Annotated in this window: 13 protein-coding genes and 1 tRNA gene; 11 read left to right on the forward strand and 3 right to left on the reverse strand. The window is 68.2% G+C overall.

Annotated features, from left to right (window positions below; all coding sequences use genetic code 11):
- Nucleotides 1-4 precede the first annotated feature (4 nt).
- Genes pdhA through JF781_RS08530 form a run of 3 tightly spaced genes read left to right on the forward strand, consistent with a single transcriptional unit; the run spans nucleotide 5 to nucleotide 3,330 of the window.
- On the forward strand, nucleotides 5-1,087 hold the full coding sequence (gene pdhA / locus JF781_RS08520; protein WP_225327167.1) for a pyruvate dehydrogenase (acetyl-transferring) E1 component subunit alpha: 1,083 nt from the start codon (nucleotides 5-7) through the stop codon (nucleotides 1,085-1,087).
- A gap of 9 nt (nucleotides 1,088-1,096) precedes the next feature.
- Nucleotides 1,097-2,152 (forward strand): alpha-ketoacid dehydrogenase subunit beta, encoded by a 1,056-nt coding sequence (bkdB, locus tag JF781_RS08525; RefSeq protein ID WP_225327068.1) that lies wholly within the window; start codon nucleotides 1,097-1,099, stop codon nucleotides 2,150-2,152.
- Nucleotides 2,149-3,330, forward strand: coding sequence for a dihydrolipoamide acetyltransferase family protein (locus JF781_RS08530; RefSeq protein WP_225327069.1), 1,182 nt, complete (start codon nucleotides 2,149-2,151; stop codon nucleotides 3,328-3,330). The genes bkdB and JF781_RS08530 overlap by 4 nt, the downstream gene beginning before the upstream one ends.
- A gap of 13 nt (nucleotides 3,331-3,343) precedes the next feature.
- Here JF781_RS08530 and JF781_RS08535 read toward each other — a convergent pair whose 3' ends face one another.
- Both JF781_RS08535 and JF781_RS08540 read right to left on the reverse strand, forming a co-directional pair.
- Entirely contained in the window at nucleotides 3,344-4,114 is a 771-nt protein-coding gene (locus JF781_RS08535) for an enoyl-CoA hydratase (protein WP_225327070.1), read from the reverse strand.
- A 449-nt stretch (nucleotides 4,115-4,563) separates the two neighbouring features.
- Nucleotides 4,564-4,974, reverse strand: a complete 411-nt coding sequence (locus JF781_RS08540; protein WP_225327071.1) for a hypothetical protein — start codon at nucleotides 4,972-4,974, stop codon at nucleotides 4,564-4,566.
- Between the two features lie 399 nt (nucleotides 4,975-5,373).
- On the opposite strand from JF781_RS08540, the gene JF781_RS08545 reads away from it, so the two are divergent.
- Nucleotides 5,374-5,610 carry a hypothetical protein gene (locus JF781_RS08545; RefSeq protein ID WP_225327072.1) on the forward strand — a complete coding sequence of 79 codons (237 nt, stop codon included), beginning with the start codon at nucleotides 5,374-5,376 and terminating at the stop codon, nucleotides 5,608-5,610.
- 165 nt (nucleotides 5,611-5,775) lie between these two features.
- A complete protein-coding gene (locus JF781_RS28420) occupies nucleotides 5,776-5,901 on the forward strand; it encodes a hypothetical protein (RefSeq protein WP_255641443.1) in 126 nt (41 codons plus the stop codon).
- A gap of 93 nt (nucleotides 5,902-5,994) precedes the next feature.
- Here the strand turns inward: JF781_RS28420 and JF781_RS08550 are convergent.
- Nucleotides 5,995-6,068, reverse strand: a tRNA-Arg gene (locus tag JF781_RS08550).
- A 186-nt stretch (nucleotides 6,069-6,254) separates the two neighbouring features.
- On the opposite strand from JF781_RS08550, the gene JF781_RS08555 reads away from it, so the two are divergent.
- From JF781_RS08555 to JF781_RS08580, 6 genes are all read left to right on the forward strand, one after another.
- The gene (locus JF781_RS08555; RefSeq protein WP_225327073.1) at nucleotides 6,255-7,502 is read left to right on the forward strand and encodes an alpha/beta hydrolase; all 1,248 of its coding nucleotides are present in this window, start codon (nucleotides 6,255-6,257) and stop codon (nucleotides 7,500-7,502) included.
- Between the two features lie 149 nt (nucleotides 7,503-7,651).
- Nucleotides 7,652-9,121 (forward strand): wax ester/triacylglycerol synthase family O-acyltransferase, encoded by a 1,470-nt coding sequence (locus JF781_RS08560; RefSeq protein WP_225327074.1) that lies wholly within the window; start codon nucleotides 7,652-7,654, stop codon nucleotides 9,119-9,121.
- Entirely contained in the window at nucleotides 9,118-10,863 is a 1,746-nt protein-coding gene (locus JF781_RS08565; RefSeq protein ID WP_225327075.1) for an HAD-IB family hydrolase/lysophospholipid acyltransferase family protein, read from the forward strand. The genes JF781_RS08560 and JF781_RS08565 overlap by 4 nt, the downstream gene beginning before the upstream one ends.
- Nucleotides 10,860-13,214 carry a glycerol-3-phosphate 1-O-acyltransferase gene (locus JF781_RS08570; protein ID WP_225327076.1) on the forward strand — a complete coding sequence of 785 codons (2,355 nt, stop codon included), beginning with the start codon at nucleotides 10,860-10,862 and terminating at the stop codon, nucleotides 13,212-13,214. Before JF781_RS08565 ends, JF781_RS08570 begins: the two co-directional genes overlap by 4 nt.
- Nucleotides 13,215-13,242: 28 nt before the next feature.
- Nucleotides 13,243-15,318, forward strand: coding sequence for a cytochrome c oxidase assembly protein (locus tag JF781_RS08575; RefSeq protein ID WP_225327077.1), 2,076 nt, complete (start codon nucleotides 13,243-13,245; stop codon nucleotides 15,316-15,318).
- A 183-nt stretch (nucleotides 15,319-15,501) separates the two neighbouring features.
- Complete coding sequence (locus JF781_RS08580; protein ID WP_225327078.1) at nucleotides 15,502-15,984, forward strand: single-stranded DNA-binding protein; 483 nt, start codon at nucleotides 15,502-15,504, stop codon at nucleotides 15,982-15,984.
- Nucleotides 15,985-16,025: the final 41 nt, after the last annotated feature.

The raw sequence follows: 16,025 nt of genomic DNA on the forward strand, positions 1-16,025 counted from the left end.
GCAGATGTCTCAGATGCCCATGGCGGTCGACCTCGAACCGGTGCAACTCGTCGCCGCCGATGGCTCGCCGACATCCGAACGCCGTTACGGCCGTGACCTTCCCGCCGAGACGCTGAGCTGGCTCTACGAGATGATGGTGATCACCCGGGAACTCGACGCCGAATTCGTGAACCTCAAGCGGCAGGGCGAGCTGGGCCTCTTCGCATCCTGCCGCGGCCAGGAGGCCGCCCAGATCGGTGCGGCGGCGTGCCTGCGCAAAACCGACTGGCTGTTTCCCCAATATCGGGAGCTGGGCGCCTTTTTGGTGCGCGGCATCCCGCCCGGGCACGTAGGGGCCGTGTGGCGCGGAACCTGGCATGGCGGCCTGGACTTCACCAAGAAGTGCTGCGCCCCGTTCTCCATTCCGATCGGCACCCAGACCCTGCATGCCGTGGGCGCGGCGATGGCCGCCCAACGGCTGGGCGAAGATTCGGTGACGCTGGCCTTCCTCGGCGACGGCGCCACCAGCACGGGAGATGTGCACGAGGCGCTGAACTTCGCCGCCGTGTTCACCACGCCCTGCGTGTTCTTCGTGCAGAACAACCAGTGGGCGATCTCGACGCCGATCGACAAGCAGACCGCCGCACCCTCGCTGGCGCACAAGGCGATTGGCTACGGCATGCCCGGAATTCGGGTGGACGGAAACGACGTCCTGGCCTGCTACGCCGTGACGGCCGAGGCCGCCGCCCGCGCCCGCGCCGGCGGCGGCCCGACGTTGATCGAGGCGGTCACCTACCGCCTGGGCCCGCACACCACCTCCGACGACCCCAGCCGGTACCGGACACAAGGCGAAGTCGATCACTGGCTGGCGCTGGACCCGATACCGCGGTACCGCGCCTATCTGCGGGCCCAGGGCCTGTGGTCAGAACGCTTGGAGGAACGGGTCATTGGCCGGGCACAGCGAATGCGCACCGAACTGCGCGACGCGATGGTCGATGCGCCCGATTTCGACATCGACGAGGTGTTCACCTCGGTGTACGCCGATATCACGCCGGGATTGCAGGCGCAGCGCCAGCAGCTGCGGGCCGAACTCGACGGAAGTGATTGAGAGGCGTCAATGACTCAGCTCGCTGATCGTCCGGCCGGCCATGACGAAACACGCACCGCGGCAGTGGAAAGCGTGGCGCTTGGTGCGCAGCCGTTGACCATGGTGCAGGCGCTGAACCGCGCCCTGCACGACGCGATGGCCGCCGACGATCGGGTGCTGGTGTTCGGCGAAGACGTCTCGGTCGCGGGAGGGGTGTTCCGCGCGACCGAGGGAGTGGCCGAGGCGTTCGGCGAGAGTCGTTGCTTTGACACGCCGCTGGCGGAGTCCGCCATCATCGGGATCGCGGTGGGGCTGGCGTTGCGTGGCTTCGTGCCGGTGCCCGAGATTCAGTTCGACGGGTTTTCCTACGCGGCCTTCGACCAAGTGGTCAGCCACCTGGCGAAGTACCGTACCCGCACCCGCGGCCAGATCAACATGCCGGTGACCGTCCGGATCCCGTCGTTCGGGGGAATCGGTGCCGCAGAACACCATTCGGATTCCACCGAGACCTATTGGGCGCACACCGCCGGGTTGAAGGTGGTGGTGCCGTCCAGCCCCTCCGACGCGTATTGGCTGTTGCGCCACGCGATCGCCTGCCCGGACCCGGTGATGTTCCTGGAGCCGAAGCGGCGCTACCAGGGCCGCGGCCTGGTCGACGCCACCCGGCCCGAACCACCGATCGGGCGGGCGATGGTGCGCCGGCCGGGCACCGACGTGACGGTGGTGACCTATGGGAGCTTGGTCGGCACGGCCGTCGGCGCCGCCGACGAGGCCCAGCGCCAGCGTGGTTGGAGCCTGGAGGTCATCGACCTGCGGTCACTGGCGCCCCTGGACTTCGACACCGTCGCCGCGTCGATCCACCGGACCGGGCGCTGCGTGGTGATGCACGAGGGCCCGCGCACCCTCGGGTTCGGGGCGGAGCTGGCCGCCCGCATACAAGAGGAAATGTTCTACGAGCTGGAGGCGCCGGTGTTGCGCGCGTGCGGGTTTGACACCCCCTACCCGCCGGCCCGGTTGGAGAAGTGGTGGCTGCCGGGCCCCGACCGGCTACTGGACTGCGTCGAGCGCGCTTTGGAACAGCCATGACCGGCCCGTCCGCGCAAGAGCGGGTCAAGCCGTTTCGGGTCCCCGACCTCGGCGAGGGGCTCGAAGAAGTGACGGTGACGCACTGGAACGTCGCGGTGGGCGACGACGTCGAGCTCAACCAGGTGTTGTGCACGGTGGAGACCGCCAAGGCCGAGGTGGAGATCCCCAGCCCGCACGCCGGGAGGGTCGTCGAAATGAACGGCGCCGAGGGCGATGTGCTCAAGGTGGGGGCGGTGCTGGTGCAGATCGACACGGCACCGGGAAGCGGCGAGCCGCCGGCGGCCGCGACGGCGCCGCCCACATTGGTCGGCTACGGTGCCGATGCCGGCGTCGACAGCAGCCGGCGGACGGGGCGTCCGCTGGCCGCCCCTCCGGTGCGCAAACTCGCCAAACAATTGATGGTCGACCTGGCGTCGTTGCCGCACCGCGCCGGGGCCGTCATCACCCGCGAGGATGTGCTGGCGGCGGCCGGCGGGACCGGGAACGGGGCCGATGTCCGATCGATTCGTGGCGTGCAGGCCCGGATGGCGGAGAAGATGGCCTTGTCGCACAAGGAGATTCCGCCCGCAAAGGTCACCGTCGAGGTGGACTGCACCGAGTTGGTGCGGCTGTCCGATCGGCTCCGCACGAAGGATCAGAAAATAACACCCTTCGTGCTGACGCTGCGGCTGCTGGTCATCGCGTTGCGCCACAACGAGATTCTGAACTCGACCTGGGTCGACTCGCCGCAGGGCCCGCAGCTGCGCGTCGACCACCGAGTGCACCTGGGCATCGCCGCGGCCACCCAACGCGGGCTGCTCGTCCCGGTGCTGGCCGACGCCCACGCCAAGACGACACGCGAATTAGCTGCTCGCGCAGCCGAATTGATCGCCGGCGCGCGTGTGGGCACCCTGACGCCGAACGAGCTGACGGGTTCGACGTTCACCGTGTCGAACTTCGGGGCGCTGGGTGTCGACGACGGCGTGCCGGTGATCAATCACCCCGAAGCGGCCATCCTCGGGATGGGAGCGATCAAGCCGCGGCCGGTGGCCCTGGGCGCCGAGATCGTGGTGCGCCCGACGATGTCGCTGACCTGCGTGTTCGATCACCGCATCGCCGATGGCGCACAGGCGGCCCAATTTGTCTGCGAGTTAAGGGATCTGATCGAGTCACCCGAGATCGCGCTGCTGGATTTGTGACGCGCGCCCCAACCTACTTGCGTTGCGCCGCGGCGAGCCGCTGCGCGAATTCTGGTGACTGGATCGAGTGGACCTGCGGCCCAAGCTCGGCGCGCATGGCCTGCTGGTGTTGCTCGTGGTCCAGCGACCCCGGACTGACGGTGGCGCGCATGGTCTCCTTGGTCGCCAGCACCACCTCGCGCGGCGCCGCCGCCGGCCCGGCGGCCAGTTCCAGCGCGGCGGCCACCGGATCGTCGGCGACACTGAGCGCCAAGCCATGCCGCACGGCGGCGTCGGCGTCGAAGCGCATGCCGAACAGCAACGCCGCGCGGGCGGCCTGTGGGCCCACCGCGCGCTGCAGCATCCAGGTCGCGCCCCCGCCCGGGTGAAGCCCCAGCTTCTGGAATCGCGCATCGAACAGGGCGGCGGGTCCGGCGATGCGCACGTCGGCCGCCAGGGCCAGATTCAGGCCTGCCCCGACGGCCGCGCCGTTGACGGCGGCGATGGTGGGGAGTCGGCAACTGCCGATGGCCATAAAGCCGTCGTAAAGCTGCTGCAGGCCGGTCTCGGCCGCTCCGCCGCCCGCGGCCCCCAGGGCACTGAGGTCTGCGCCCGCGCAGAACGCCTTGCCGGCCCCGGTGACCACCACGGCGTGCACGTCGGGATCGGCTTCGACCCGTTCGACGGCCGCGCGCAGCAGCCCCGACATCTCGGCGGTCACCGCGTTGCGGCGGTCGGGATCGTTGACGGTGATGAGCGCGACGCGGTTGTCAACGTCGAGCAAGACCAGATCGGACTGGGCCATATCGGGCACCTCCGGCTTGGGGTTTGGGTTGCGGCCGGGCCTGACCCACCGGTTCGTCCGGCGGCGGCGTGACGGGCGAGGTAAGGGTACTGCGCGCCCGGCTGGGTGGGATCGCCGGTGTGAACGCGATTAGCACGGTGCGCAGGAATGGGTCGTCAAGGAAACAACGGCCACCGCTCTTATTGGACATCTCCCCGGCCGAACGCCATTCACGGCTCACCCCAGTATCTGCGGCCCGAAGTGGCGCAAACCCGCCAATCTTTGCGGGTGCACGAGGGATTCGGAATCTACAACTAATGCTGTGTTTATGAAGCCATTATCTGCAACTTTGGGACTCTTCGTCTGCTCCCCGGAAAGACCAGCGCAAACGCATAACCTGCCAGCTTTGGGGCAGGCGGGGATTGCGGCCGTCACCGGTTCGCCCGGCATCCGCGGAGACTTGCGACAAACTAGGACTCGGGTTTCGCCAACTTCTTAGCTAGCTCATCGAGTTCGGCCTGACGCTCACGCACCGCACACGCCCGCCGATCCCGGCCCGCCCCCTGCAGGGCGGGCCTCGGCAAGGCATTGCTACGCAACTTGATGTTGGCGTAATGGATTGCGGCATCGATCATTTCGATATAGCGCTCCGCGTCATGCTCCGAGCAGGACCCCTCGATCCGCTGGACTTCGTCCCAGCAAGGATAGGACGAGTACCGGGCATCAAGTTGTTGCTGCGAAACCTGAGATCCGAAGTAACATCGCCAATCTCGGCTCAGCCAACCCCTCGTCTTCACTTCGACTTTGATTCGACTACCCACGCCGGCTATGAACCTCGGCTCCCCGACGCGGACTACCGGCTGCCAGTCATTCGACGCCATATATCGCCAACCCCTCGAAGAGAAGACGCCCTAACTAATGATCTCCCCGAGGGCGTCAACTGCTCGTCGTGACACGCTGTTCCAAGAATACTGAATCCTCGAACTTTGGATAGTCACTTTGACTAAGCCCGGGCACCCGACGTATGCGGGCCGGCCCGAATAGCCATTACCGCCGGTCCTATCCGGCGCCTGGTAAGCCGCGATTTCATCTGCGAATAACGCCGTGACCTGCATCACTACGCCATTCTGGGCGGGCCGCCGGGACGCGCCGTCCCGTCGGCCGCAGCGGGAGGAGCGGGACTGCGGCCAAGGATTCATTGAGATTCCGCCAAGGCCGACTTCGCACGCTCATCTCAGCTCGCGAGAGCGCCCATTCGGCATCGACGCTAGGAGCGACCCATGCGGACCGCGGCGGACAAGAGGACGAACGATCGGCGGCTCGGATGCCTGCGCCTGTTCCTGGTCGCTGCCGCCACGGCCGGGCTGGTCGGTCTCGGCATCGGCGTTGCTTACCTCAATCGACCGGCGGTCGGACGGCCGTGTTCGGTGCCGAACGCGACCGGCGGCACCATGTCGTGCACTCCGGCGCTGAACGGAAATCGAGAAGCGGTCTGGCGGTATGTTGCGGAGCGCTGACGCCACAACGGCAAGTGGCGTAACAGATTTCGCTCACGATTCCCTCGACGTCCGCCTGGGCAAGGACGAAGGAGCGCCGCCAGCCTCGCGGATCCTGGAAAATTTTGTGCCTATTTCTGCGGACACCGCCGTGGGGGATCCCGGCCGGGCGTACGCTCTCCGGTTATGACCAGGGGGAAGAAGGTCTTGCTTTCGCTGCTGCTCGCGTTCGCCGTCTCAACGACGTCGGTGAGCTGCATACCTATTGACATACCCACCTGCCCGGCCGGCGGCGGCCCGGTCGGCTGCTGATCGCCAGCGCTGCAGGAATGGGAGCGGCCCGGACGTCGGGCGCTGATGTCATGGCGGGATTCCTGCGCGCCCGCACACCTTGCCTCACAACTGTGCCCCCGGCAGGATTCGAACCTGCGACCTAGGGATTAGAAGGCCCTTGCTCTATCCACCTGAGCTACGGAGGCAATGCGCAGGTCAGTCTATCCAACCGCCCCCGCCGGCCCGATTCCCCGCCGCCACGCGCGCGAAAAGCCTTCCCGCGCCGCGTTTATCGGTTATCGTGATGGGCCTCGACACACGTACAACATCGGCCGGCCATCGGCCGTTAACCGCAACGAGGCGTGTGCCTGACGTCGAGGGGTGACGTAGTCATGAGCGTGGCCAGTAACCTGACTTCGCGCTATTCCTGGGCTAATGCCCAGGCATCACGCCTGGCGGCCGAGGCCAGGGGTGCGTATCAGACCGGCACCCTGTTGCTGCGGGGAGGCCCGTTCGCGCTGGGCTGTTTCGCCGGCTGGCTTTTCACAGAGTTTCCCCCGCACGTCGTGACCGGTCACGCGCTGTCGCGGGTCGCGCATCCGTCGATCGGCCGCGTCGGCAAGACGCTGGCCGCCCAGCGGGCGGATCAGACCCTCACCACCGCGCTCGAGGAATCCTTCGGGCCCGACTTCCGTGACCAGGTATGTCACCCGACCGCGGTGGGGGCGGTGTGCGCCCCGCGCGGTGGCCTGTTGGGCAGGCCCGGCCCGCACCGCCGGTATGCGGCACAGACTTCCGACATCTCCTACGGCCCCCGCGGCCGCGACAACCTGCTCGACATCTGGCGGCGCGACGACCTGGCGCCCGGGTGCCGGGCACCGGTCCTGATCCAGGTGCCGGGCGGGGCGTGGGCGCTGAACGGCAGGCGCCCGCAGGCCTACACGCTGATGAGCCGCATGGTCCAACTCGGCTGGATCTGCGTGTCGATCGACTACAGCAAGAGCCCGCGCAGTGCTTTCCCCGCGCATCTCGTCGACGTCAAGCGGGCGATCGCGTGGGTCCGGGAGAACATCGCCGACTACGGCGGGGACCCGGACTTCATCGCGATCACCGGCGGGTCGGCGGGTGGGCACCTGGCCTCCCTGGCGGCGCTCACCCCGAACGATCCCGACTTTCAGCCCGGTTTCGAGGACGCCGACACCAGCGTCCAGGCCGTCGCCCCCTATTACGGCGTCTACGATTTCACCGACTTCGAGAACATGCACGAACTGATGCTGCCGTTTCTGGAGCAGTTCGTGGTGAAGGCCCGTTACGCCGACGAGCCGGAACGGTTCACCGCGGCGTCACCGATTTCCTATGTGCACCCCGACGCGCCGCCGTTCTTCGTGCTGCACGGCGAGAAAGACGAACTGGTTCCCAGCGGCCAGGCCCGCGCGTTCTGTGCGGCGCTGCGCGCGGCCGGCGCCCCCACGGTGGCCCACGCCGAACTGGCCAACGCGCATCACGCTTTCGACATCACCCCGACGGTTCGGTCGCGGCTGGCCGCCGACGCCGTCGCCGATTTCCTGGGTGTCGTCTACGGGCGGCGTGTCAGCTCCGTCCTGGATTCGCTGCCGCTGTCGGCCACTTCCGCCAGTTGAGGGCCAGCTGAGCGCGGGGTCATAAGTCCTCGCCGCTGCTTTCACCAGCGGGGTAACCCGACTAGCGTTGTGGTGACCATCAGGGTTCGCGGGTGCAAGGCGGGAGGCGTGATCGACGGTGACAAGGTTGGTTCGTCGAGTTGATGGCCATGACTGAGTCCGTCGAGGCGATCAAATTGTCCGACGAGCTTGGGCCGGTCGACTACCTCATGCATCGGGGCGAAGCGAATCCTCGCACCCGGTCGGGGATCATGGCGCTGGAGCTGTTGGACACCACCCCGGACTGGCAGCAGTTCCGGGCCCGCTTCGAAAACGCCTCCCGACGGGTGCTGCGCCTCCGGCAAAAGGTGGTCGTGCCGACCTTGCCGACGGCGGCGCCGCGCTGGGTGGTCGATCCCGATTTCAACCTGGATTTCCATGCGCGCCGGGTGCGCGTGTCCGAACCCGGCACGCTGCGTGACGTGTTCGACCTCGCCGAGGTCACCCTGCAGTCACCGATGGACATCTCCCGGCCGCTGTGGACGGCCACCCTGGTCGAGGGCTTGGCCGACGGGAAGGCGGCGACCCTGCTGCATGTCAGCCACGCCGTCACCGACGGTGTCGGCGGGGTCCAGATGTTCGCCGAAATCTATGACCTCGAGCGCGACCCGCCCGCCAAGCCGACGCTGCCGCTGCCCATCCCGCAGGACCTGACGTCGAATGACCTTATGCGCCAAGGCATTAACCACCTGCCGCTCGCCGTGGTCGGCGGCGTCCTGGGCGCGCTGTCCGGGGCGGTGTCGGCGGCCGGGCGAGTGGTGCTGGAACCGACGGCCACCGTCTCGGGAATCGTCGGGTACGCCATGTCGGGCATGCGGGTGCTCAACCGGGCCGCCGAGCCGTCGCCGCTGCTGCGCCGGCGCAGCCTGACCACCCGCAGCGAAGCGATCGACATCCCGCTGTCCGACCTGCACAAGGCCGCCAAAGCCGGCGGCGGATCGATCAACGACGCCTATCTCGCCGGGTTGTGCGGAGCCTTGCGCCGCTACCACGAGGCGTTCGGCGTGCCGATCAGCACGCTGCCGATGGCGGTGCCGGTCAACCTTCGGGCCGAAGCGGACAACGCCGGCGGCAACCGGTTCACCGGTGTCAACCTGGCCGCGCCGATCGGCACCGTCGACCCGGTCTCCCGGATGAAGAAGATCCGCGCGCAGATGACCCAGCGTCGCGACGAGCCCGCGATGAACATCATCGGTTCTTTTGCCCCGGTGCTCAGCGTCTTGCCCACAGCCGTGCTGGAAGGACTCACCGGCTCGGTGATCGGCTCGGACGTGCAGGCCAGCAATCTCCCGGTCTTTCCGGGAGACACCTACCTCGCCGGCGCAAAAGTCTTGCGGCAGTACGGTATCGGACCGCTGCCGGGCGTGGCGATGATGGTGGTGCTGATCTCGCGTGGCGGGTGGTGCACCATCACCGTGCGCTACGACAGGGCCTCGGTGCGCAACGACGCACTTTTCGCCCAGTGCCTGCTCGACGGCTTCGACGAAATCCTGGCGCTGGCCGGTGATCCTCCGCCGCGCGCGGTACCCGCCTCGTTCACCGAGTCCGCCGTGTCGTCTCGATCGGCGGCGGGCTCATGAGCGCGTCCAAAGAGCGGGACGAAGACACCCCAGAAAGCGGGGCGGACATGCGGCTGCCCGGCTCGGTGGCCGAGATCATGGCCAGCCCCGCCGGCGCGAAAATCGGTGCGTTCTTCGACCTGGACGGCACCCTGGTCGCTGGGTTCACCGCGGTCATCCTGACCCAGGAGCGGCTGCTGCGCCGCGACATGGGTGTGGGGGAGCTGCTCGGCATGGTCCAGGCCGGGCTGAGCCACACGCTGGGGCGTATCGAGTTCGAGGACCTCATCGGCAAGGCCGCCGCGGCGCTGGCGGGCCGGCTGCTCGACGACCTGGACGAGATCGGCGAGCGGTTGTTCGTCCAGCGCATCGAGTCCCGGATCTACCCGGAGATGCGCGAGCTGGTGCGCGCCCACATGGCCCGCGGCCACACCGTGGTGCTCAGCTCGTCGGCGCTGACCATCCAGGTCAATCCGGTCGCGCGGTTCCTCGGCATCCCCAACACGCTGACCAACAAATTCGAGACCACCGAAGACGGCATACTCACCGGCGGCGTCGAGAAGCCGATCCTGTGGGGCCCGGGCAAAGCCGCTGCGGTGCAACGCTTTGCGGCCGAGCACGACATCGACCTCAAGGACAGCTACTTCTACGCCGACGGTGACGAGGACGTCGCGCTGATGTATCTGGTCGGCAATCCGCGGCCGACGAATCCCGAAGGCAAGATGGCCGCGGTGGCCAAGCGCCGCGGCTGGCCGATCCTGCGGTTCAGCAGCCGCGGTCCGGTGGGTTTGCGGCGGCAGGTGCGCACGCTCGCCGGACTCGGCTCGATCGTCCCCGTCGGCGCCGGCGCGGTGGCAATGGGTGTGCTGACCGGGAGCCGGCGGCGTGGAGCCAACTTCTTCACCTCCGTGTTCTCCCAAACGGTGCTCGCGACCACCGGAGTGCATCTCAATGTCGTCGGGAAAGAGAACCTGACCGCGCAACGTCCGGCCGTCTTTATCTACAACCACCGCAACCAGGTTGACCCGGTCATCGCCGGTGCGCTGGTGAACGACAACTGGGTGGCCGTAGCCAAGAAGGAACTGCAGAAGAACCCGATCATGGCCCTGCTCGGCAAGGCGTTGGACGGGGTGTTCATCGACCGCGACGATTCGGCCTCGGCGCTCGAGACGATGCGCACGGTCGAAGAGCGAGCCAAGAACGGCCTCTCCATTCTGATGGCTCCGGAGGGCACCCGGCTCGACACCACCGAGGTCGGCCCGTTCAAGAAGGGGCCGTTCCGACTCGCGATGGCCGCGGGCATCCCGATCGTCCCGATCGTGATCCGCAACGCCGAGCTCGTTGCCGCCAGGAACTCGGCCATCATCAATCCCGGCACCGTCGACGTCGCGGTCTTTCCTCCGATCTCGGTGCAGGACTGGACAGTTGACACGCTTACCGAGCGCATCGCCGAGGTCCGCCAGCTGTATTTGGACACGCTCGCCCACTGGCCCGTCGGCGAACTGCCCGAGGTCGACCTGTACGCCGAGAAGAAGGCGGCCACCAAAGCCCGCAGCCGGGCCACCAAAACCACCGCCAAGAAGGCCGCGGCGAAAAAGGCCCCAGCGAAGTCGGCGAGCAAGCCCCGCGCGAAAAAGGCTGCGCCCAAGGCGAATCCGAACGCATCCGAGGTTGCGCTCAAGGACGGTGAGGTACAACAGCCCGCCGCGGGCGGAACCGTCGGCGCCGAATCACCGGAATCGCAGCCCCGAGGGCATCCGTGACCGAACCGGCGGCAGATACCAGCGCCATCCTTGCCGGAACCGACTCGCTGGTCTTGGCGTCGATGGCCTCTCCGCTCGAGATGGAACTGGTCACGACGTGGCTGGACCAACAACGTGCCGGCCACCCGGGCGCGAAATTCGACCTGGTCCCACTTCCCGCGCTCGACGCGCCGCCGGAAGCGATGACATCCCTGGCCGAGCAGCTCGAGTCCGGAGAAGGCCGTTCGATCGTGCCGGTGCGGGTGTTCTGGCTGCCCCCGCCGGATCGCGGGCGGCTCGCGAGGCTGGCCGGGCTGCTGCCCGGCCGGGATCCCTACCACCCCAACCAGCGCCTGCAAACACAGATCCTGCGCAGCGCTCCCCAGCGGGCGCGGGTGGTGGCCGGCGAATCGGCCACCGTCTCCGAACTCCGCCGGCAGTGGCGTGACACCACCGTCGGCGACGACAAGAGCGACTTCGCCCAATTCGTGATCCGCCGCGCCATCTTGGCGATGGAGCGCGTCGAGTACCGAATCCTCGGGCCGCAGTACAAATCGCCGCGGCTGGTGAAGCCGGAGATCTTGGCGTCCAGCCGGTTTCGCGCCGGCCTGGCCAAGATCCCGGGCGCAACCGTCGACGAGGCCGGAAAGATGCTCGACGAACTCGCCACCGGGTGGAGCAGGGCGTCGGTCGACCTGGTCTCGGTGCTCGGCAGGATGATCAGCCGCGGGTTCGATCCCGAGATCGACTATGACGCGTACCAGGTTGCCGCGATGCGCACCGGTCTGGACGCCCACCCGGCGGTGCTGTTGTTTTCCCACCGTTCCTACATCGACGGCGCCGTGGTGCCGGTGGCCATGCAGGAGAACCGGTTACCGCCGGTGCACGTGTTCGCCGGCATCAACCTGTCGTTCGGCGCGATGGGCCCGCTGCTGCGGCGTTCCGGTGTCATCTTCATCCGCCGCAACATCGGCAACAACCAGCTCTACAAGTACGTGCTGCGCGAATACGTCGGCTACATCGTCGAAAAGCGGTTCAACCTGAGCTGGTCCATCGAGGGCACCCGTTCGCGCACCGGAAAGATGCTGCCGCCCAAGCTCGGTCTGCTGGCCTACGTCGCCGACGCTTACCTGGACGGTCGCAGCGAAGACATTCTGCTGCAACCGGTTTCGATCAGCTTCGATCAGCTGCACGAGACCGCCGAGTACGCCGCCTACGCCCGCGGCGGGGAGAAGACACCCGAGGGTGTCGGCTGGTTGTACAACTTCATCAGGGCGCAGGGCGAACGCAACTACGGCAAGATCTACGTCCGGTTCCCCGAAGCCGTGTCGATGCGCCAGTACCTCGGCGCCCCGCACGGCCCGCTGTCACAGGACCCGGATGCCAAACGGCTTGCGCTGCAGAAGATGTCGTTCGAAGTCGCGTGGCGGATACTGCAGGCCACACCGGTGACGGCGACGGGTCTGGTGTGCGCCCTGCTGCTGACCACGCGCGGCGCGGCGTTGACGTTGGACCAGCTGCACCACACGCTGCAGGACTCGCTGGACTATCTGGAACGCAAACAGAATCCGATGTCGACCAGCGCATTGCGGCTGCGCTCGCACGACGGCGTCCGTGCGGCCGTCGACGCGCTGTCCAACGGGCACCCCATCACCCGGGTCGACGGCGGCCGGGAGCCGGTGTGGCACATCGCGGCCGAAGAGCAGCACGCCGCGGCGTTCTACCGCAACTCGGTGATCCACGCCTTCTTGGAGACCTCGATCGTCGAGCTCGCGCTCGCACACGCCAGGCACGCCGAGGGCGACCGCATGGCGGCGTTCTGGGCCCAGGCGATGCGGTTGCGCGATCTGCTGAAGTTCGACTTCTATTTCGCGGACTCGGCGACCTTCCGGGACCACATCGCCGAAGAGATGGCGTGGCACGACAATTGGGAAGCCCACGTCGCCGCCGGCGGCGAGGAGATCGAAGGGCTGCTGTTCGCCAAGCGTCCGCTGATGGCCGACGCGATGTTGCGGGTGTTCTTCGAGGCCTACGAGATCGTCGCCGATGTGCTGCGCGACGCCCCGGCGGACATCGGGCACCGGGAACTGACCGACTTGGCGCTGGGCGTCGGGCGGCAATATGTGGCGCAGACCCGGATCCGCAGCAGCGAATCGGTGTCGACGCTGCTGTTCGCCACCGCGCGCCAGGTCGTCGACGATCAGGACCTGATCGCCGCCGCCCCGGACCTGGCCGAAAGACGAGTGGCCTTCCTGCACGAACTGCGCGACATCCTGAGGGACTCCAACTACGTCGGACGGATCGCGCGGGATCAGTTCGTGGCCCGCGAGTTCAAGGCGCGTCAGGACCGGCTGGACAGCCAAACTCTGTAGCCGGCCCGCCCGCCCATACCCTGGGTGCATGACCGTCGCCCCGCCGGCCGGCAACGCCCCGACCGCGGCCTCATCCCAGCGCCGCGCGTTGGTGTGGCCGGTGCTGGCCGGCGTGGCTGTGCTGGCGGGCTGCACGGCCGCCGGCATCGGGACGCTCTCGCTGGCGAGCGTGTTGACCGCGACGGGTCTGCCCGACCCGGGTCCGGTGACGACCCTGGGGTTGCCGTTCGTTCGGGCGGCGGGGGAGATCGCCGCGGTGCTCGCGGTCGGGTCGTTTCTGTTCGCCGCCTTCCTGGTGCCGCCGCAACGCAGCGGCGTCCTCGACGCCGACGGCTACCGGGCGCTTCGACTGGGGACGGTGGCGTCGGGTGTGTGGGCGGTGTGTGCCGCGCTGCTGGTCCCGCTGACCATCTCCGACGTGTCCGGTCACGCGGTCGTCGACATCAGCCCGGCGCGGATCTGGTCGTTGGCGGGTCTGATCGCCACCGCCTCGGCCTGGCGCTGGACCGCGATCCTGGCCGCCGTGATCACGGTGGCGAGCCTGCCGGTGCTGCGCTGGTCCTGGACGCCGGTGTTGCTCGCCGCGTCGGTGCTGACGCTGATCCCGCTCGGCCTGACCGGGCATTCGTCGGCCGGCGGTTCGCACGACCTGGCCACCAACGGCCTGCTGATCCACCTGGTCGGCGCCAGCCTGTGGGCCGGCGGCCTGCTCGCCCTGCTCGCCCACGCCCTGCGCGGCGGCGCTCACACGGGCCTGGCGGCGCGGCGCTTCTCGTCGATCGCGCTGTGGTGTTGGGTGGCGATGGCGTTGAGCGGATTGGTCAACGCCCTTGTGCGCGTCCAGCCGGGTGACCTGCTCACCACCGGTTATGGGCGCCTGGTGGTCGCCAAGTTCGTCGCGCTGTGCCTGTTGGGCGGCGTCGGCTGGCGCCAGCGGCGCGTGAGTGTGGCTGGGCTGCAGGCAGATCCGGGCCCGCCGCGGGCACGCGCCGCGCTGGCGAGGCTGGCGCTGATCGAGGCGGCGCTGTTCGGCCTCACGTTCGGTATTGCCGTCGGGCTGAGCCGCACCGCGCCGCCGCCCCCGCCGGCCCGGCTGCCCTCGGTTGCCGAAGCCGAGATCGGCTACGACTTCGACGGGCCCCCGACCGTGGCGCGCATTCTTTTCCATTGGCGCTTCGACCTGATCTTCGGTACCGCGGCCATCGTCTTGGCGGCGCTGTATGTGGCGGGGCTGGTGCGGCTGCGCCGGCGCGGCGACAAGTGGCCGCCGGGCCGGAGCTCTTCCTGGCTGCTCGGCTGCCTGGCGTTGCTGTTCGTGACGTCCTCGGGTGTCGGCCGCTACATGCCGGCGATGTTCAGCATGCACATGGTGGTCCACATGTGCCTGTCGATGCTGGTGCCGATCCTGTTGGCGCTGGGCGCTCCGGTCACCCTGGCGTTGCGGGCGCTGCCCGCGGCCGGGCGGGACGATCCGCCGGGCATGCGGGAGTGGCTGTTGGCCGCGCTGCACAGCCGCTTCTCGCGGTTCCTCACCCACCCGGTGGTGGCCACCGTGCTGTTCGTCGCCGGGTTCTACGGGCTGTATCTGTCCAACCTCTTCGACATCACCGCGAGCAGTCACGCCGGGCACTTGGCGATGAACCTGCACTTCCTGTTGAGCGGCTACCTGTTCTATTGGGTGGTGATCGGCGTGGACCCGACGCCGCGACCGATCCCGCCGCTGGCCAAGGTGGCTGTGGTGTTCGCCTCGTTGCCGCTGCACGCGTTCTTCGGGGTGGTGCTGATGGGCACCAAGAAGGTGCTCGGCGCCGACTACTACCGCTCGCTGGGTCTGAGCTGGCACACCGATCTGCTGGGTGACCAGCGTCTGGGCGGCGGTATCGCCTGGTCGGCGGGCGAATTCCCGCTGGTGATCGTGATGCTGGCGCTGCTGGTGCAGTGGGCTCGCAGCGACCGTCGCACCGCCAAACGATTGGACCGCGCCGCCGACCGCGACGATGACGCGGAGCTGGCGGCCTACAACGCGATGCTGAGCCGGCTGGCGCAGCGCGAGCGGTCGGGACCGGCGCGTGACAAGCCGCGCGAGGAGTCCGCAACCGACTAGGTGTGGTACCGCTCAGCGTGGTCCGCATGCCCGCGTTCGCATCAAGCGGGCGGATCGATCCACAGTCCCCGTTCCTTCCACAGGGCCGGTGGGCCGGCGCCCGTCGCGCCGCCGACCCGTCGGTACCGCCGCGCTTACTGGTGGCCATCGAGTCATAGCAAGCAATCGAGAAGGGATCAGCCAATGTTCGAAACACCGCTTACCGTCGTGGGCCACATCGTCAACAACCCGGAGCGTCGCCAGGTCGGCACCCAGGAGGTCATCAAGTTCCGCGTTGCCAGCAATTCGCGCCGGCGCACTGCCGACGGCGGCTGGGAGGCCGGCAACTCGCTGTTCATCAACGTCAATTGCTGGGGCAAGTTGGTCACCGGCGTGGGGGCCGCGTTGGGCAAGGGCGCACCGGTGATCGTGGTGGGCCACGTCTACACCAGCGAGTATGAGGACCGCGACGGCAACCGCCGCTCGTCACTGGAGATGCGGGCGACCACCGTCGGGCCGGACGTGTCCCGCGCGATCGTGCGCATCGAGCGGCCGGGCTACACCGGTCCGACTCCCGCCGACGCCAACGCAACGCCGGCGGATGCGGCCGACACCGCGGGTGAGGGCGCCGGTGCCGACGGCGGCGACGAGTCCGACGACGCAGCACCGCTGTCGCTGTCGGCTTAGCTGCGGGCCCGGGCCCGCCGGGCGATGCCTAGGATGGTCCG

It is taken from the genome of Mycobacterium sp. WUMAC-067 (assembly GCF_020217485.1).
In the GTDB taxonomy this organism is placed as follows: Bacteria; Actinomycetota; Actinomycetes; order Mycobacteriales; family Mycobacteriaceae; genus Mycobacterium.